Origin of the sequence: Paenibacillus sp. FSL W8-0426 (genome assembly GCF_037969725.1) — a bacterium.
GTDB lineage: Bacteria > Bacillota > Bacilli > Paenibacillales > Paenibacillaceae > Paenibacillus > Paenibacillus hubeiensis.
The window spans coordinates 1821487-1840044 of the sequence record NZ_CP150203.1 but is presented as its reverse complement, the minus strand read 5'-3'; the positions used below and the strand labels follow the sequence as shown (position 1 = coordinate 1840044).

The 18558-nt window shown below is 52.2% G+C and carries 10 protein-coding genes and 2 tRNA genes; all 12 read right to left on the bottom strand.

Features of this window, described 5'->3' with window-relative positions:
* Positions 1-7 precede the first annotated feature (7 nt).
* The 12 genes from zapA to MKY59_RS08380 all read right to left on the bottom strand — a co-directional run bounded on the left by zapA (position 8) and on the right by MKY59_RS08380 (position 18242).
* Positions 8-3148: a cell division protein ZapA gene (gene zapA, locus MKY59_RS08435; RefSeq protein WP_339277081.1), complete on the bottom strand. Its 3141-nt coding sequence runs from the start codon at positions 3146-3148 to the stop codon at positions 8-10.
* A 364-nt stretch (positions 3149-3512) separates the two neighbouring features.
* Positions 3513-5966, bottom strand: coding sequence for a phenylalanine--tRNA ligase subunit beta (gene pheT, locus MKY59_RS08430; RefSeq protein WP_236415961.1), 2454 nt, complete (start codon positions 5964-5966; stop codon positions 3513-3515).
* Between the two features lie 98 nt (positions 5967-6064).
* On the bottom strand, positions 6065-7099 hold the full coding sequence (gene pheS / locus MKY59_RS08425) for a phenylalanine--tRNA ligase subunit alpha (protein WP_236415963.1): 1035 nt from the start codon (positions 7097-7099) through the stop codon (positions 6065-6067).
* Positions 7100-7473: 374 nt separating this feature from the next.
* Positions 7474-9351, bottom strand: coding sequence for an ABC-F type ribosomal protection protein (gene abc-f, locus MKY59_RS08420; protein ID WP_339277078.1), 1878 nt, complete (start codon positions 9349-9351; stop codon positions 7474-7476).
* A 476-nt stretch (positions 9352-9827) separates the two neighbouring features.
* Positions 9828-9898, bottom strand: a tRNA-Gly gene (locus MKY59_RS08415).
* A gap of 10 nt (positions 9899-9908) precedes the next feature.
* Positions 9909-9982, bottom strand: a tRNA-Pro gene (locus MKY59_RS08410).
* A 132-nt stretch (positions 9983-10114) separates the two neighbouring features.
* Positions 10115-12232 carry an EAL domain-containing protein gene (locus MKY59_RS08405; RefSeq protein ID WP_339277076.1) on the bottom strand — a complete coding sequence of 706 codons (2118 nt, stop codon included), beginning with the start codon at positions 12230-12232 and terminating at the stop codon, positions 10115-10117.
* Positions 12233-12566: 334 nt separating this feature from the next.
* A complete protein-coding gene (locus MKY59_RS08400; RefSeq protein ID WP_236415969.1) occupies positions 12567-13523 on the bottom strand; it encodes an aldolase catalytic domain-containing protein in 957 nt (318 codons plus the stop codon).
* Between the two features lie 81 nt (positions 13524-13604).
* Complete coding sequence (locus MKY59_RS08395; RefSeq protein ID WP_339277075.1) at positions 13605-14921, bottom strand: hypothetical protein; 1317 nt, start codon at positions 14919-14921, stop codon at positions 13605-13607.
* Complete coding sequence (locus tag MKY59_RS08390) at positions 14918-16033, bottom strand: DUF58 domain-containing protein (RefSeq protein WP_339277073.1); 1116 nt, start codon at positions 16031-16033, stop codon at positions 14918-14920. The genes MKY59_RS08395 and MKY59_RS08390 overlap by 4 nt, the downstream gene beginning before the upstream one ends.
* A gap of 1 nt (position 16034) precedes the next feature.
* Positions 16035-17003, bottom strand: coding sequence for a MoxR family ATPase (locus MKY59_RS08385; protein ID WP_339277071.1), 969 nt, complete (start codon positions 17001-17003; stop codon positions 16035-16037).
* A gap of 132 nt (positions 17004-17135) precedes the next feature.
* Positions 17136-18242: an ATP-binding protein gene (locus MKY59_RS08380; protein WP_236415977.1), complete on the bottom strand. Its 1107-nt coding sequence runs from the start codon at positions 18240-18242 to the stop codon at positions 17136-17138.
* Between the last annotated feature and the right edge of the window lie 316 nt (positions 18243-18558).

Here is an 18558-nt window from a genome sequence, read left to right as displayed (position 1 = left end):
GTATCTGTTATTGCTGACTTTGGTCCTGCTCGATGAGTTCGATCCACTCGTTGTATTCGGTTTGGAGTTTCGCATACTCGTCCTGCAGCTGCCGATATTCGGTGTTCAATTGCTCGGCTTTCTCACGCTCTATTTCGCGCTCCACCTGCAGCAGACGCAATTGATTGGCTGCGAGCTCGAATCGTTCGCCGATATCGTGAAGTTCCGTTTCCATCGATTGCTTTTCTTCAACCGCACCTGCATGCAGCTGCTCCAGCTGCTTGCATTCTTTCTCCAGCTGTTCTACCTTTTCGACGCTGACCGCACTTTCCTGCTGCCACATGTTCAATTCGTTCTCCAGCGCAGTCCAACGTTCTTGCCAAGCCTGCTCCTGCACCGCCCATTCGTCTGCACGTCGCTGCCAAACCTGGTCGTTCCTTGAAGCCTCGTCAAGCTTCTGCTGCATTTGCTCTTCACGCGCAGTCAGTTGTTCGACCCGTGCGGAAAGCTCGGCATGTTTGGCCGTCAAATCTTCGTATTTGATTTGCCACTCCAATGCTTCTTCTTCCGTCTGCGAAATTTGTGCTGCTTGTTCGCCCACTTGTTCGGACAGCATCTTTACCTGATCGTTTGCTTCTACAAGCGACTGCTTGATGGAGCGATTCTCGGCTTGCAGTCTTTCCAATTCCCTCGCGCCGATCTCTTCGCGCTGCAATGCATCGTCGTAATCGCTGCGAATTTGCTTGTAGCTTTCCTGCAGCGAATGCAGTTCGTCCGTTACGTCGTGCAGCTCTGCTGCGAGTCGCTGATGTTCATCATTGATGCGGGCAAAATCCTGCTTGTAACGGTTGGCCTCTTTACGGAAGGAATCCGCCTCTTCCTTGATGACGGACAATTCATCGTGAAGGGACTGCACCCCGGCTTCAAGCGTTTCGTTCTGTTCCACGGCCTCCAGGACTTGCGTTTCCAATTCGCCGATCTCCGCAAGCCGCTGCTCGGCAAGCTCTTTCCACGATTGCTCGCTCTTGGTCAGCATGCCGATTTCGTTCTGAAGCGTACGCACGGCTGCATGAGCCTGTTCCAGCACCTTTTGCAGACCGCGCTGCTCTTCCTCGGATCTCGATGCCGCTGCCTGCAAGCGCAGAACCTCGTCATCCAGCCGCGCCTGATGATCCTGTGCTTTGCGAAGCTGCGCGGACAAGGCAGATTCCCGCTCGACGACTTCATTATACTGCTGCTTCCATTGCTGTTCGGCTTCCCGGGATTGGCTTGTTTCCGCTTCGGCTGTACGCAATTTTTCCTGCAGGCGCGCGCTATCTTGCTTCAGCTCGTTCAGCTGCTGCTCCAGTTCGGCGATTCGCCGCGTTTGGATTTCTTTCTCCTGAATGCGCGCGGCCTTTTCTTCCTGCAACAACTGAAGCTGTTCCAGTTCCTGCGCAATTTTCTCTTCCTGCTCCGTGACCAGCTGCTGCGTGCTCGCAAGCTGCTCACGAACGGCGCCAAGCTGAGCTTCGACGTCGCGCAGCAGCTCCTCTGCCTCCTGTCTCTCCTCTTCCAACTGCTGTTTTAACTTGCTTTGTTCTTTTTCCAAGGCAGCCGCTGCTGCCGCCAGTTCATTCTTTTGTTTCGCTTCAGCCTCCAGCTTCGCCTCAAAGGCAACCTCTTTTTCCATCCATTCGAGTTCCGACTGCTCCTTGGCTTCACGGAATTCAACCGTAACCCGACCGATTTCGTTCTGAAGATTTTGTTCTGCTTCAAGCTGAATGATTGCACGTTCTTTATCGGCCTTCTCCTTGAGCTCACCAATTTGTCGGGCCTTCTCTTCTTCAGCCTGCTGCAAACGCCGTTCCATGGTGGCTTGCAGCTCTTCGACCTGTTTGGCCGCTTCCGACTGCACCTTGTTCAGCTCTGCTTCGGCCTGCTCCAGTTCGGCTAGTATAGCAGCCTCTGCTTGTTCTTTCGCTGCCTTCAGCTGCTCCGCCGCCTTCGCTTCAAGCTGCTGGCGTTCCGCGGCTGCGCGAGCTTCCGCTTCTTTCAGGCGCGCTTCCGCCTGCGCCTGCTGCTCCTTCGCTGCCTTCAGCTGCTCCGCCGCCTTCGCTTCAAGCTGCTGGCGTTCCGCGGCTGCGCGAGCTTCCGCTTCTTTCAGGCGCGCTTCCGCCTGCGCCTGCTGCTCCTTCGCTGCCTTCAGCTGCTCCGCCGCTTTCGCTTCAAGCTGCTGGCGCTCCGACGCTGCGCGAGCTTCCGCTTCTTTCAGGCGTGCTTCCGCCTGCGCCTGCTGCTCCTTCGCTGCCTTCAGCTGCTCCGCCGCTTTCGCTTCAAGCTGCTGGCGCTCCGCAGCTGCGCGAGCTTCCGCTTCTTTCAGGCGCGCTTCCACCTGCGCCTGCTGCTCCTTCGCTGCCTTCAGCTGCTCCGCCGTTTTCGCTTCAAGCTGCTGGCGCTCCGACGCTGCGCGAGCTTCCGCTTCTTTCAGACGTGCTTCCGCCTGCGCCTGCTGCTCCTTCGCTGCCTTCAGCTGCTCCGCCGCCTTCGCTTGAGCCTGTTGAAGTTCTGCGGCAGCACGGCTCTGCATTTCCTTTTGCTGCGCCGCTGCTTGAGCTTGCGCTTCTTTTAGCTGATTGGCTGCTTTCGCTTCTGCTTCCCTCAACCTTGCCTGCTGCTTCTCGGCCTCTTGCTTAAGTTGGGCAGCATGCTGGGCCTGCATCGATTTCTCGCGTTCAGCAAACCGGGTCCTTTCCTGCTCCAACATCGCATTCAATCGTGCAATCTCCGCCTTGTTGTCCGCCGCCATTTTGGCTTGGGCCTGCTCGGCTTCCTGCTTTTGTTTGATGGCTTCCGCAATGGCCTGATCACGCTGTTCCAGTTCCTTGCGGTGTTCACTCTGAATCGCGTTCAAGCGATTAAGCTCGTTTCTCAATTCCGTCCGTTCGCCGGTCAACATCTTCAGCTCATTCCGGATCTCCTGAGCCTGGAGCGACTGCTCGGCCATATGTACAGCCGCGAGGACCGCGATGCGCGGCGTGTCCAAGCGGGAGTGGTTTTTGGAGATGGTATTCATTCGTTCATCCACCAAGCTGGCCACTTGTTTCATGTATTCGGCACTGCTGCCGACCAATTTATAAGAAGTCCCGTATATCTCTACGGTGACGCGAGTACGATCAGGTGTAGTCACAGTTGTGCCCTCCTTCAAGTCTGTATGTTGATTCTTGGCTGTCAGCAAAAAAAAGTCACATCAATCCTCTAATGCTAAGGATTCGATGTGACTTTAAGCAATTCCTGCTAATTCTTTTTCATAATATCAGAAAGTAAAAGCGCCAAGGAATCGGCTTCCTGATATTTCAAGAGGGACTTCATTTAAAGCACGTTCCGTCTTCCTTGCAAATCCATCTTATTTTAGCGGCCACAATCAGCTTATTTGCAATCCATTCAGCCGAAGGTGAGAGGCGAGGCTGAACCGAAAGCCCCCTCTGTCCGGTCTTCATGGCGCTTGGGCAGCACGGCTTCGTTTGTTAACTCAGTGAGAAGATGCTTCGTCCCTATTTGCGCAGCTCCGCGCCGAACTGTTCTTCCAGGCGCGAAACGACGCGGGAATGAACCTCGGTAATTTCCTCATCGGTCAGCGTGCGCTCGCGATGACGGTACACGAGAGCCATTGCTACGCTCTTCTTGTCGTCTCCCAATTTGCTTCCGGTGAACACATCGAATACCTGTACGGTTTGCATCAATTCCCCAGCTGCTTCACGAATGGCATGGAGCATGGCTCCCGCTTCGACGTCTTTGCCGACAACGACCGCAATATCCCGTTCAACCGCAGGGAAACGCGGAAGCTCGCGGTAACGGATATCCGCATCCGCATCGCTGTAAATCGCTTCAAGACCGATCTCTGCCAAATACACATCATTAAGATCATACTGCAATTGCAGTTCCGGATGCAATTGGCCCATCGTTCCGATCAGCTTATCCTCGCCGCCATGCAGATCGCTCAAATATACGGATGCGGAACGTCCCGGATGGTATCCTTCCGGCTGGTTGGCCACGAAACGAATACGGCTCTCCAGACCCAGATAAGCAAACAGTTCCTCCAAAGCCCCCTTCAAATCGAAGAAATCGACTTTTTCCGCACCGGCATTCCATTGTTGAGGAGCACGATGGCCCGTAAGCAGCATGCTCAAAACCGGAATTTCATGCGGTTGTTTGGTCAACTGCTCCTCTTCCGTGAAGAACACGCTGCCCACTTCGAATACCGCCAGGGAGTCCTGTTTCCGATTCATGTTATACACCGCGGCATCCAGCATTTGCGGAAGTACGCTTGTACGGAGCACGCTGCGGTCTTCGCTCATCGGCATGGCCAATTTTACCGTTTTGCTGCCTGCCGTCAGGGACGGGAACAAGGATGCCTTATCCGGATGTACGAAGGAGTAGCTGATCATTTCCTGCCAGCCGCTGTTTGCAAGCAAACCGCGGATCGTGCGGCGCATTGCTTGAGCGCGCGTGTATGCCCCAGGCGTCGTAGGCCCTTCGATCGGCGTAGTCGGAATGTTGTCGTACCCGTACAGGCGTGCTACTTCTTCGAACAAGTCCACATCCAGTGTGATATCCCCTCTGCGCGTCGGAACTTCCACGTCCAGGATGCCTTGTTCGGCATCGCCGCAGGCGAAGTGCAGACGGGCGAAGATCGTTTTAACCTCAAGCAGCGACAGATCTGTTCCAAGATAACGGTTGAGTTTGTCCAGCGACAATTTCACGACGCGTTTCTCTGCGGATTCCGTTCCTGCCTGAACGATCCCCTGATGAACTTCGCCGCCCGCATAACGTTGGATCAATTCCGCAGCCCGATTCAATGCAGCAATGACTGCTCCAGGATCCACTTCCTTCTCAAAACGCAGGCTCGCTTCGGAACGCAGCCCCAGTTGGCGCGACGTTTTCCGTACAGTTCCGCCATCGAACTTGGCAGATTCAAGCAACAGATTGACAGTGCCTTCCGCAACCTCGGAATTCTCGCCGCCCATGACCCCGGCGATCGCCACAGGTTTCACGCCATCCGTAATCAAGAGCATATGCGGCTCCAGTTTGCGCTCTTGGCCATCCAGCGTCACGATGGTTTCGCCTTCCTGCGCCATACGCACATCAATGTGCCCTTTTTCCAATTTATCCGCATCAAATGCGTGCAGCGGCTGACCGTATTCCAGCATGACATAGTTGGTTACGTCGACGACGTTGTTGATCGGGCGAATGCCCGCTGCCATCAGGCGATTTTGCATCCAGAGGGGGGACGCTCCCAATTTGATGCCCGTAACATAACGAGCTGCATAGTGAGCACACTGCTCCGCAGCCGAAATTTGCACCGAAATGTGGTTTGCCGCCGCATCCGAAATCTCCACCAGATGCTGCTGCGGATCAGGCAGCTTCACGTCGCGTCCCAGGATGGCACCGACTTCGTAAGCCGCACCCAGCATGCTGAGGCAATCCGAACGGTTCGGCGTCAGGTCCAGTTCCAGGACATGATCGTCCAGACCGAGAACCTGGGCAATCGGCGTTCCGATTTCGGTATTTTCAGGCAGCACCAGAATGCCTTCCTGTTGTTCCTTCGGCAGCAATTTGTCGTTCATACCCAATTCTTTCGCCGAACAGATCATGCCCATGGATACAACGCCGCGCAGCTTGGCTTTTTTGATGTCCAGCCCGCCAGGCAATTTGGCACCCACAAGGGCAACCGCGATTTTTTGGCCTGCATCCACGTTTTTCGCGCCGCAGACGATCTGCAAATCCTCTTCCTGCCCAGCATCCACGATGCAAACGTTCAGTTTGTCGGCATCCGGATGTTTTTCCTTGCTTTTCACATAACCTACAACAACCTTGTTCACGCCTTGGTTGCGGTTCTCCACCACGTCAATCTCGATGCCGGAACGGGTGATTTTCTCCGCCAGCTCCTGTGGCGCCACGCCTTCCAGGGAAATATAATCAGACAGCCAATCCGTCGATACTCGCATGCACGTTCACTTCCTTAATCTATATTTGATGTTTCGATCCTGGGCGCGATCATGCCAAATCATGCTGACACGCGCAGAAGAATGTATGGTTCTATCGCTTACAACCGCCCGAACTGCTTAAGGAATGCCAGGTCGCTGTTGTAGAAATGACGAATATCGTCGATGCCGTACTTCAGAATGGCAATACGCTCAACGCCCATGCCGAAGGCAAAACCGCTGTATTTTTCCGGGTCGTAACCGCCCATTTCAAGCACTTTAGGATGAACCATGCCGCAACCGAGAATTTCAAGCCAGCCTGTTTGTTTACACATCCGGCAGCCGCTGCCTCCGCATTGCACGCAAGTGACATCCACTTCAGCGCTTGGCTCGGTGAACGGGAAGAAGCTTGGACGAAGGCGAATCTCCGTATGAGGCCCGAACATTTCGCGTACGAATTGCAGCAATGTGCCTTTCAGATCGCTCATGCGAATGTTTTCGCCGATCACGATGCCTTCAATCTGGTTGAACTGGAACGAGTGCGTTGCATCGTCATCATCGCGACGGTACACTTTGCCTGGGCAGATGACCTTCAGCGGCACTTCACCCTGCATCGCTTGCATGGAGCGAACCTGAACCGGAGAAGTATGGGTACGCATCAGCAGTTCTTCAGTGACATAGAACGAATCCTGCATGTCGCGGGCCGGGTGGTTTTTAGGCAGATTCAATGCCTCGAAGTTGAAATAATCGGTTTCGACTTCCGGACCTTCCGCTACGCGGTAACCCATACCGATGAAAATATCTTCGATTTCCTGCACCACCTTGGTTAGCGGGTGCAATCCCCCTTGACGCCCACGGCGGCCAGGCAATGTAACGTCGATCGTTTCGGATTGGAGACGTTTTGCGGTCTCTTCTTTCGTGAACTGCTCCTGTTTGCTCTCGATCACGGCTTCGATGGCGCCGCGAACGTCGTTGGCCACTTGGCCGATGACCGGGCGCTCCTCCGCGCTCAGCGCGCCCATACCGCGCAAAATCTCGGTCAACGCGCCCTTTTTACCCAAATACTTTACGCGCAGATCACCAAGCGTCTGCGGATCGTTAACACTGGACAATTGATCCAGCGCTTCGATCTTTAATGCCTCCAAACGTTCTTTCATGTGAACAGCCCCCTCATGTGGTTTTATTGCAACAAAAAAGGCCTTTTCTCCCCATAAAGGGACGAAAAGACCGTGGTACCACCCTTGTTAGACATCCGGTTCTGCCACGCCGCTTACCGCGCAGCCCGTATGTCTCACTCTAAACGGAATAACGACCGTTAGCCGTTTGCCCCTACTGATGGCAGCAATGAACGCAGCCATGTTCAAGGAACCGCTCCGGAGTGAATTTCGACAGCCCTTTTCTACAGAAACGCTCTCAATCCGCGGCGCTTCCTCCCTGTCCAGAGGCACTGCTTACTTATCTCCATCATCACGTTTGCATAAGTTGGTTTAGGTTAACTCAAGCGTTGAATGTTCATAATTATAAGCAAAAGTTAGCCCTTTTGCAACTGTTTGAGCCGGAATTGAATTTCCCGAATCTCGGCTGTCTCCGCCGCACGCCCGGCCTCCTGTTCCGGATCGGCAACCGTTCCCTTTCCAGGCTGAAGGGACGGCGACAGCAGCTCGGATAACCGCAGTTCAAGTCGCAGTCTTTCGTCGTCGGCATCCCGAATGGTCAACGCGCTATCCCGCAGCTTCAACGATTCCTCCAATTCCTCCACGCTTCCTTCAAATCGGCGTACCTTGCCTCCCGGCTCCAGATCAAGCAGCCGATTGGCAAGCGCCTTCGTCAACATTCGGTCATGGGAGACAAGAACCAACGCGCCGGAAGCCCGTTTCAGCACATCCTCCATGACTTCCTGCGTATCGATGTCCAAATAATTGGTCGGTTCATCCAGAACGAGCAGATTGGCCCCGCCAAAGTACAACCGCAGGAACGCCGCCCGGCATTTCTCTCCCATACTCAGATCTCCGATTCGCTTGAACACATCATCCCGCGAGAACAGGAAACATCCCAGAAGCGTGCGCGCTGCGCTTTGCGTCATGGACGGCAGGGTCAGCAGACTGTCCAGCAGCGTAACATCCTCGGGCAATCCTTCCAGCTCCTGCGAAAAATAACCGATCTTCAATTGCGGATGGCGCGCTACATGGCCCTGCACCGGATCCAGTTCGCCGATCAGCAGTTTGAGCAGTGTTGTTTTACCCGTACCATTCGGCCCGCGCACGGCCAACCGGTCGCCGCGTTCCACGGCAAACCGTAAATCGCTGAACAGCGGCGGCCCGCCCGGATAGGCAAAATCGACCCCTTCCATCGCAAGCAATTGCCGGGCGTGAAGCGTATTCACTTGCAATTCCATGTTCAGCTTGGGCGCCTCGCGCGGCTTTTCCACCCGATCTCGTTCCAAACGATCCAACTGTTTCTGCTTGGCATGGTAACGGGATATGTTTTTGTTGGCTTTCGCTTTGTAAAAGCTTTGGGTAATCTTCACCTCAACATCGGTTGCCGAGTTGTGCGCCTTATGGAACCACTGCTGATAATTGCGGATCGCCTCCTGCAATGCCTTTCGCTCCAGTTCCTGGTTGCGATAAAGCGTTTCTTGCTTGCGCAGCTCCTGCTCCTTGTACGTTTTGTAATCCGAATATCCGCCTTTATATTTCGTAAGTTCTTTATTCGTAAACTCAACGACACTCGTGGCGACCTGATCGATGAACGTCCGGTCATGCGATACAAACAGCAGCGTCCCTTCATAGGAAACCAGCCATTCTTCCAGCCAGCGCATGCTCTCCTCATCCAGATGGTTCGTCGGTTCGTCCAGGATGAGGAACCGGGGACGGCTGACCAGCAGGCCGGCTAGACGCGCTTTAGTTTTTTGCCCGCCGCTCAGGGAATCATATGTCCGATTCCAGTGTTCCTGAGTCAACCCCAACTTGCCCAATGTTTTTTCCACGTCGGTCTCCCACATGTACCCGTTCAACCGCTCGTAATGCTCCAACGCCGCAGCATAGTCGGCAAGCAGCTGCTCATTATCTCCTTCCCCGCTGCTCATGCGTTGTTCCAAACGTTCCAGCTTACATTTCACTTCATGAAGCGCCCCGCTTTCCTGCCGCACCGCATCCAGTACAAGCGTCCCGGGAGCAATGCTGGAGCGCTGCCTCATATAACTCCATTCCCGCTGGGGAAGGTGCCGTTCAATACGCCCCCCGCCGTCTTCTTCACCAAGAATCATCCGCAGCAGCGTCGTTTTGCCGCATCCATTTCGGCCTAGAATCGCCAGCCGTTCTCCTTCATTGATTTCCAGGCTCAACCCTGAAAACAACTCCATCCCGTTCCAATCCTTCGATACTTCATGCAGGCGTACCAATGTCGTCATGAGCTCTCATCCTTCCTGAATTCGAATTAAAAAGCAAAAAAACCACCGGCAGCAGCCGGCGGTCTGGCAATTCGAAAATACATGAAATCTCAAACGGACATATGGATACGCCAAGACATGAACAGAGCAACCCTAAAAACAGGGTGCTGCGTACAAACATGCATATGCACACTGTACTCCCATATCTGATCCCAAATGCCGAATTGGACACACGAATCCCTCATTGCTCAGCCGCTGCGACTGACTGCGTCAATAACACTGTGCAGTTCATAAGGTTCGATTTCATGTGTCTTACTTCATGGGACGTATGGTTACCTCTCATTCATGCGTAGTATCGTTACTCCGCCATTGTATCAGAAACTCCTCCAAAAGCAAAGCCCATTCCCGCGAAGCTTCTTAAGCCCCTCCCCCTCCATCTCGTGAAACCACGAAAAAACCCTTGCTGTCGCAAGGGCTGGAGTGCTGCCTCATCATAAAGCGGGTGATGGGAATCGAACCCACGCTACCAGCTTGGAAGGCTGGAGTTCTACCATTGAACTACACCCGCATGAAAAAGATCGGGACGACACGATTTGAACATGCGACCCCCTGGTCCCAAACCAGGTGCTCTACCAAGCTGAGCTACGTCCCGACAACGCGCTTAACATCGTTTTTACATAATTCAATATATCATGTCCACCTTTCCCGTGCAACGGTTTTTAGCTCGATGAATGGTCGATCATGCCAAAATGGGCAGAAGCGTCATCACGCCGCTGCCCCATGCTTATCCTGCCGCATCGCGCAAAAACAAATGTTCGAAATCGGCAGCCTCGATCGGCTTGCTGAAAAAATAACCCTGTGCTTCATGGCAATGCTGGTCACGCAAAAAGGACAGCTGCTCCTCATTTTCCACGCCCTCCGCCGTCACTTTCAACTGCAGGTGATGGGCCATGGAAGTAATGGTCGAAACAATTGCCGCATTGTTGCGATCCACCATCACCTCGTTGACGAAAGAACGGTCGATTTTGAGCCGGTCAATTGGCAGATCCTTTAGATAGTGCAAGGAGCTATAGCCCGTTCCGAAGTCATCGATGCTGATGTGAACACCGATCTCTTTAATATTGCGCAGTTGTTCAAAAGCACGGTCTTTATCAAACGTCATGCTTTCCGTGATCTCCAATTCCAGCCATGCCGGATCAAGTCCCGTTTCCTCCAAAATGCTGCGGATATTGTCCAACAGATGTGAGTGCCTGAATTGCCTCATGGACAAATTCACCGATACGCATAACTTGCGATAACCGGCCTCCTGCCAGAGCTTGTTCTGTTTGCACGCCTCCCTGAGCACCCATTCTCCAAGGGGAACGATCAACCCGCTCTCTTCGGCCAATGGAATAAAATCCGCTGGCGATACCGAGCCTCTCTCCGGATGCTGCCATCGTACCAATGCCTCCATGCCTACGATCAGGCCGCTCGCCAAATTAACCTGAGGTTGATACACCAGATAAAATTGCCCCCGATCAAGCGCCTTGCGCAGGTCATTCTCGAGCTGCATCCGTTCCAGCGCTTTCATCTGCATCGAATGGGCATAGCGGTTCAGCTCTATGCCCTGCTCCTTCGCATAATGAAGCGCGGTATCCGCATTTTGAATGATCTCTTCGGGCGAATCGCCGTCATGAGGGTACAGGGCGAGTCCTGCGCCAAGCGTCAAATGGTATTCGTTTCCGTCCACTTGAACAGGTTTCTCGAACAATTGCATGACCGTTCTCGCCCGCCTTAATGCCGTTTCGGCTTCCGGAAATCCGGTTATGGTCACGACAAACTCATCCCGCCCCAACCCGAATACTTCTTCGTCGGGAAGAGCCGAGTTTTTCAGCAATTGCCCTACTTGGCGCAAAACGTCATTGGCCGCCTTCTGCCCAAGCGAATCGTTAATGTTTTTGAAACGATTAATATTCAATACCAAAACCCCGACAAGCTGCTCTTTCTCCACCGCTTCGTCCATCATGCTTCTCAAACGCTGCGTCAGGCGACGCCTGTTCGGCAGCCCGGTTACATCGTCATGATGAGCGATATAATTCATCTTGGCTTCGGCGACCTGCTGTTTGAGAAATGGCGTATCCACAACGGACACATAAAGTCCTTTTTGAATCAGAAAGTAACCGAGGCAATTGCTGACCAGACCAAACCACAAGTTCAGATCATCAAAACGTACTGCAGCAACGTAATAACATTCCGCATAGAAAAAAAACATGACCCCGCACAAAAGGGAGGCTAGTTCAGCTTCTTGATTTTGTTTCCATTTAACGAACAAAATAATGGCCGCAACGCCGTACAGCAATCCAATCGCAAAATGGATTTGCATAAACGTTGGGCTAAGGACGCTGCCTTGCATCAGCTTAGGGAACCCGTTCCACTCCTGAATGCCCAACGTATACAAGGCGACAAAAGTCACCAACGTTCCGCCAAAAAGCAAAATTTTGCGCGGAGACGCAACTTCCTTGTCTCCCATCGCATAAATCAGTAACAAACCCAATGCGCATAACAGCGATCCCCATGTCATCATTCTGAGCGAAAATTCCGATTCCAGCATCGCTCCGTTCGGAATTCCCTCTGCAAACGACACAATGTGAACAAGTTCAAACAGTCCGATCAGCAAAAACAATGTCGTTAACGAAATTCGGCGTAAGGTCAGCTTCTGGGTCTGGAACAGCCAGCTCTGATTATATATGCCGATACACGCCGCAGCTGCTGCAAACCCTCCCAATAACATAAGAACCGGATATGCCGATACGATCAGATCAGAGCTTTCGGAGGAACGAAACCATTGAGCTGCGATGAAACATATCAGACCGCCAATGGCGACCCAGCCTACCATTCTCTGATCCTGTAGATTAGCCTTCATGCCTTGTTTTGTCCTTCCCTGGATTACCTATCCTGAAATAAGCTGAACCCTAACATTCGTCGGAATCTCCGTTAGTGAGATCATCGCGGAAAGAATGACCGTAATTTTCTACATCATTCGACAATTTCTCTTCTGCTAACGTTCAATTCCCATGTTTAACATGCTATCTGGTACATAATAACATTTTATTTTGCGGACGTGAACTAAAAAAAATGAGCCTATAGGAACAATTATTCATATAAATATTAAAAACCAAGGAAATAAGAACTAAAAAAACACGAACCCCCTGAGGAAGTTCGTGTTTTCAAATTCTACAACAGCAAATGGACCTATTTTATTTGTCAAAATTCACTTCTGGCGTTGTAAGCTTGTCATAGAAATCGACAACCTTATCCTTGTTCTCGGACGAACGAAGCGCCATGGCCGAACGAGGGTGCTCATCCAACGTTCCAGTGATCATATAAGGCAAGATGTAACCCCACTCTTCTTTTTCACGGAGCGGAACCATCAATTCCTCCAGTACGCCAAGCACCGGACGCAAGTTGTACTTGGTCCCTTTCAGATGCGCAACGAGCAATTCGGTCGGGCAGTTGCCCGCTGCACGCCCCATGCCGTAGACGGAGGCGTCGAGCAGTTCTACGCCGAGCTCGGCAGCCACCAGCGTGTTGGAGAAGGCAAGCTGCATGTTGTTGTGCGTATGCACGCCCAGACGTTTGTTCGGCAGATGCGTTTTGAATTTCTCCACCAGGTATTTCATGTCATTGTGATCCAAGCTGCCGTAGGAATCCACGATGTAGACTACATCCACCGAGCTTTCTTTGATCAGTTCAAACGATTCCAACAATTCATTTTCCATCACGTTGGACAATGCCATGATGTTCAGCGTTGTCTCATATCCGCGATCATGGAACGTTTGTACCAGATCAAGCGCCTTGTCCACATCTTTGCTGTAGCATGCCACGCGAATCAAATCCAGCATGCTTTCGCTGCGGGGCAAAATGTCGCTCTCGTCCACGCGGCCGACATCAACCAGAGCAGACAGCTTTGTGTTGCCTTTGTTCGGGATGACTTTGCGCAGGAAATCATCGTTCAGGAAACGCCATGGACCCGCGTTTTCTGCGCCTTTGAGCAGTTTGGGAGAATTTTTGTAGCCAATTTCCATATAATCAACGCCGGCTTCGTTCAATCCGGCATACAACCGCTGAACGAAATCCACGCTAAAGTCCCAGTTATTGACCAATCCGCCGTCACGGATCGTACAATCCACAATTTTGCTATGATTTGTCTTCATTTATTTGCTCCTTTTCTCACCATCTTGTGTATTCCTCTCATGATACTTGAACGACACAAGAAAAGTAAAGGGATTACGGGTTTATTTTGCTCTTTCGGACTTCCAGATCCGGTCGATTTCCTTCAGCGCCTCATGGTCCGGAACTTTATTTCCATATCGCACTTCATTATAAGCATGCGGCAAAACCTCGGTCAGCCTGCTTTCCTCCCGTTTATGGGTGCCCCGCTCACGACCGATGACCTCAGCCGCCTCCAAAGGGGTTGAGGAATCCGGTAAGCGCACACCCAACCGCTTGGCATTTCTGATCCAGCGCCCGTAATAATAACGCACACGTTCAGCATCTTCCGACGGCAGCGAATCCTTTTTCCGAAACCATGGTTTTCGTTTCTTCGCAGGCACTTGCAGCGATTCGCTGACATCCATATAAGCGGTAATCGGCTCTTTCTTGGATTCGGCAGGTTCCAGCCAACGTTTAAAACGCTCAACCCATTTGATGAACACTCTTTTGCCCAAGCGCACAACCAGCCAGACGATGACCACTGCGACGAGTCCCAAGACTGCCCAACCGAGAATATTCCACAGCATGGACGGCTCTCCCGGCGAACCCTCGGCTTCACCAGGAAACATCAACGGCTCATTGGCAACGGAAGGAGGCGGAGGCGGTTCAGAGGAAGAAGACGAACCCAATAGCGATCGGATCCAAGACAGCAAACGGTCTCGCAGCGGAACCAGCCAGGCGGCCAAGCTTGGAAAAGCTCCAATGGCGCCAATCACGACCAACAGGACAAGCAAACGGACATGATTGGCCCTGACAAATTCCTTCAGCACCATTCTCCGATTGCCGTCGTTCAGCATGGCCCGGTCCAGTTGGGCGAAATAAATGCCAAGCAACCAGGCAACAAAGCTGATCCCCCCCGATACATAGAGCGTGTTGTTATACGGCTGCAAAACACGGAAAGGTTCCAGACTGGAGACGGCACTTGCCACAATTGCTCCAGCGACGCCAAACATTTGCAGCCTCCAGCTCAACGTGGATCTCAGTTCAGGCTCGGGAGTCAATCCCATATATGCGGCGAATGTTCCCCATACCGCCACTGAAACCAGATCCAACAAGGGTAATGAGAATGGCAAGGCAACAACCATGGCCAACATGCCCATGACGAATGACGCGCCCAAGCGCAACCATGCCTTTCTCCGTGTCCCCATATATCTTCTCCCTACGATTACGCCCAGCAGTCCTGCCCCGCCATGAACCATCAAGAGAATGAAAGGCAGACGCGTGCCTGAGTATAGCCCGGTGACAACAAGCAGCGGGTACATATAAATGCCTTGCAGCCATACTGCCCACAATGAACGCCAGAACCAACGATCGTCGGAAAAAAATTCAACCTTTGTCACGCACTCACCGCCCTGCTGTCAGTCTGTACCTCGACGACAGGAAGAATAGTCACCTTGTGTCCCTGTTCCTGCAAACGTGCAATCTCCCGCTCCATCGCTTCGGAAACATAGGATGTGATCAGGAGATAGCTGTACGCCTGCTCGGCAAGTTCACCATATTCTGCTTCGGTCCGCAGAAACTGTTCCATCGGGGTCATGCATTTGAGCTCTACCTCAGCCATGGCCTCCAGCAGCAGTTCCAGGTGCGGCGTTCCATAGTCCGGTTCAATGCGCAGCGGATCCTGCCCCCCTTTGGCCCGATAGCCGTTGTGCGCGAAACCGACAGGAAGCCCCCTGCGGACAGCATCTCCTGCAACCGTGGCCGCATAACTTAGCGCGCGTTCGATCACGTCCGGGCGGGTCACCACGCTCCACATTTCTGCCGATTCCTGAACGTTCACGATAATCCATGACTGCGGATCAGCCGACCATCCCTGTTTGTACACTTGCAGCTCGCCGGTTCGCGCGCTTGCCTTCCAATGAATCCGATTCATCGGATCCGTCGGGCCATATGGCCTCACCCCCAAAATAAGGAACGGGTCCTCCACGATCCAGCGCGAGACCTCCACCTCGCCTTGCCAGATCTGATATATGGCCGGCATATCCTCTTCAGCGACCAAAGCAGGATATACCACCATAGAGAGTTCCACGGGCAGCGGTTTGGAGAAACTCCATAACCCAAACAAGTCTCCTCCCGTCATCGTGACCGTATTCATGGTGTAAATCCCGCGACGGGCGCATGTAAAAGGATGCCTCCGGGTAATGCGGGTAAATGGTTTTAACGTAAATATGCTTTTATGGTTCTGATAGATGTCTCCCTGGCTAATATCCACACCCGAGCCGCTTCGAAATATAAACGAGCCTGGCATCATGGCCTCCAATCGGAGCCAAGGAACCGAGAAACGCTTCTCGTTAGCGATCGTTTCAATCATTTCAACCTGTTCCCCGGCATAACAACGCCTTTTGCTGAATTCCCTGGCATATGTCATCCTTCGCAGAGCCGGGCGCCCAAACACCAGACCATGCAGTCCGATGACAACCCCTCCAACAACGATTAGCCATAGCAGTGCCATCTTATCGCCCACTGCCTAGAGCGGCATTTTCAGTAGGTACGTCGATTCGGCCAAGCAGATCGTCAACGATGCGTTCCGCCATGCCTTCCTGTTGGCGCACTCTGTTCCGCAGCACCAATCTGTGGGCCAGCACGGGCTTGGCCAGCAGCTTGATATCATCAGGAAGCACATAATCCCTGCCATGCAGCGCTGCCCAAGCCTGGCTAGCTTTTAGCAGCGCCTGTGCTCCACGGGGGCTGACTCCGAGAGACAGTTCGGGATGGCTGCGGGTCTCTTCCGCCAAATGGGTAATGTATCGCAGCAGATCTTCCTCGATTCGCACGGAACGATATGCTTCTTGAGCCTGCAGTAACCGCTCCCTCGTGACGATTGCGGTTAAGGCAGCTGCAGATCTCCCCGCCACGGTACGTCTCAAAATCTCGATGCTTTCATCCAAACTGGGATATCCCATACGGATTTTCATCATGAAACGGTCCATCTGCGCCTCAGGCAACGGGAACGTTCCTTGATTGTCGACTGGATTTTGGGTCGCGATTACGACAAACGGCTTTTCAAGCCGTTTGGTTATGCCGTCAATGCTGATTTGGCCCTCCTCCATGCATTCCAGCAGACTGGACTGGGTACGCGGTGTGGCTCGGTTGATTTCATCGGCAAGGACGAAATTCGCGAACAAAGGGCCTTTCCGGAATTCGAAATCCCCTTGCTTTTGATTGAAAAAGTGAATGCCCGTCAGATCGGATGGCAACAAATCCGGCGTAAACTGAATGCGCTGAAAGGAGCAATCCACCGAAGCAGCGATCGATTTGGCCAGCATCGTTTTCCCCGTGCCGGGCACATCCTCAAGCAGCACATGCCCTGACGCAACCATCGCCGTCAACACCAGCTCCACCGTAAAATCTTTGCCTACAATCACTTGCCCGACATGCTCCAACACATGATTTTTCAACTGTTCCATTTCCCGAATATCCAAGACGCACCTACCTTCCTTTCTCCAAAAACGCTATTTATGTAAACGTATTCCTTATAACGATAACTCATTTCATCCAATAAAAAAACAACAGGCATCCGCCAAATTCGCCGGACTCCTGTTGTTTGGCATGGGTTACACCAGTGGCAGCTTGATGATAAAAAGGGTCCCCTCGCCCTTTTGGCTTTCCACTGCAATCGTGCCTCCATGGTTTTTGATGATTCGGTAACTGACCGACAGTCCAAGTCCGGTTCCGCTTTCTTTAGTCGTAAAGAACGGATCAAACAAGCGAACAAGCGTGTTATGGTCCATGCCCTGTCCGTTATCGGCGATGGAGATTTTAACGTATCGGTTTTCTATGGCCGTGGAAATGCGAATGAGCCCCGCATGTTCCTCCCCTACATCTTCGATGGCATCCATCGCGTTTTTTACCATATTCAGAATAACCTGCTTAATTTGCTTGACATCAATGGACACATTCATCGACGCATCAGTCGCCACATCCAGCGTGATCTCGCATCCCTTCATTAAACCTTCGCTCTCTGTGAGCAATACCACTTCTTTCAGAAGGGAATCCACGGACATAATGGTCTTCTGAGGTGCCGAAGGCTTCGAAGAGTTCAGAAATTCATAAATGATATCATTCGCCCTATCGATCTCGGTCAGTATGATTCGGGCATATTCATCCTTGCCGAGCTGCAGCAGATGGGGACGGAGCAGCTGAATGAAGCCGCGGATGGCCGTTAGCGGATTGCGGATCTCATGGGCGATCGAAGCCGAAATACGTCCCAGCATCGCAAGCTTGTCATTTTGATAAGCGGTTTGTTCGATTTGTTTATAGTCGGACACGTCCTTAACGCTGAATAAAAAATCTCCATCCATCTGGTCGCCATAGGTTACGGTAACCAGCCAATGCCTTCCATACTCATCAATAAGCTCATGATAGCGCTTACGGTGAAAGATAGTCTCCCGATAAATACGCAGGATCTTCTTTTTTTTGTATCGGCTCATTTGCGGATGATGCAGCATTTCCATCAGGGTGCAGCCACTCAACAAACTTCTGGGCAGCTCCAACAGTTTCGCCATCTGAACATTAATGAATGTCAGAACACCGTTGCTGTCAAACAACATGATCCCGCTATCCAGATGCTCCAGCACATTCTCATACTTATTATTATCCAGATGCACGTTAGGAAGCCCGTTTGTTGGTTGAATCACTGTTTCCTGAAATTCACTAATCATGTCAGGTTCCTCCTTTTCACGTAAATGATAAACTTGCCATTCGGACATCATATCATCACAGAAACAGGAAGGGCCGATTTTTGTTGTTCATTACCGGTGCCCTTTCATTAAGGGAGCTTAGCCGAAATATGGATTGCATGTCCGGAACTCAGGCTGCTCTGCATTCCCGGTAACCAGTAAACGATCCCGAAAAATAAGATGAAGGTTCCATTCTAAGCTTATCCTATTCCAAAAAACAAACCAATTTTTGCTCCGCCACTTTCGCAAGTCTGTTTTTATCATAGACAAGTTTATGGAAGAGAGTCAATCGGAGAAA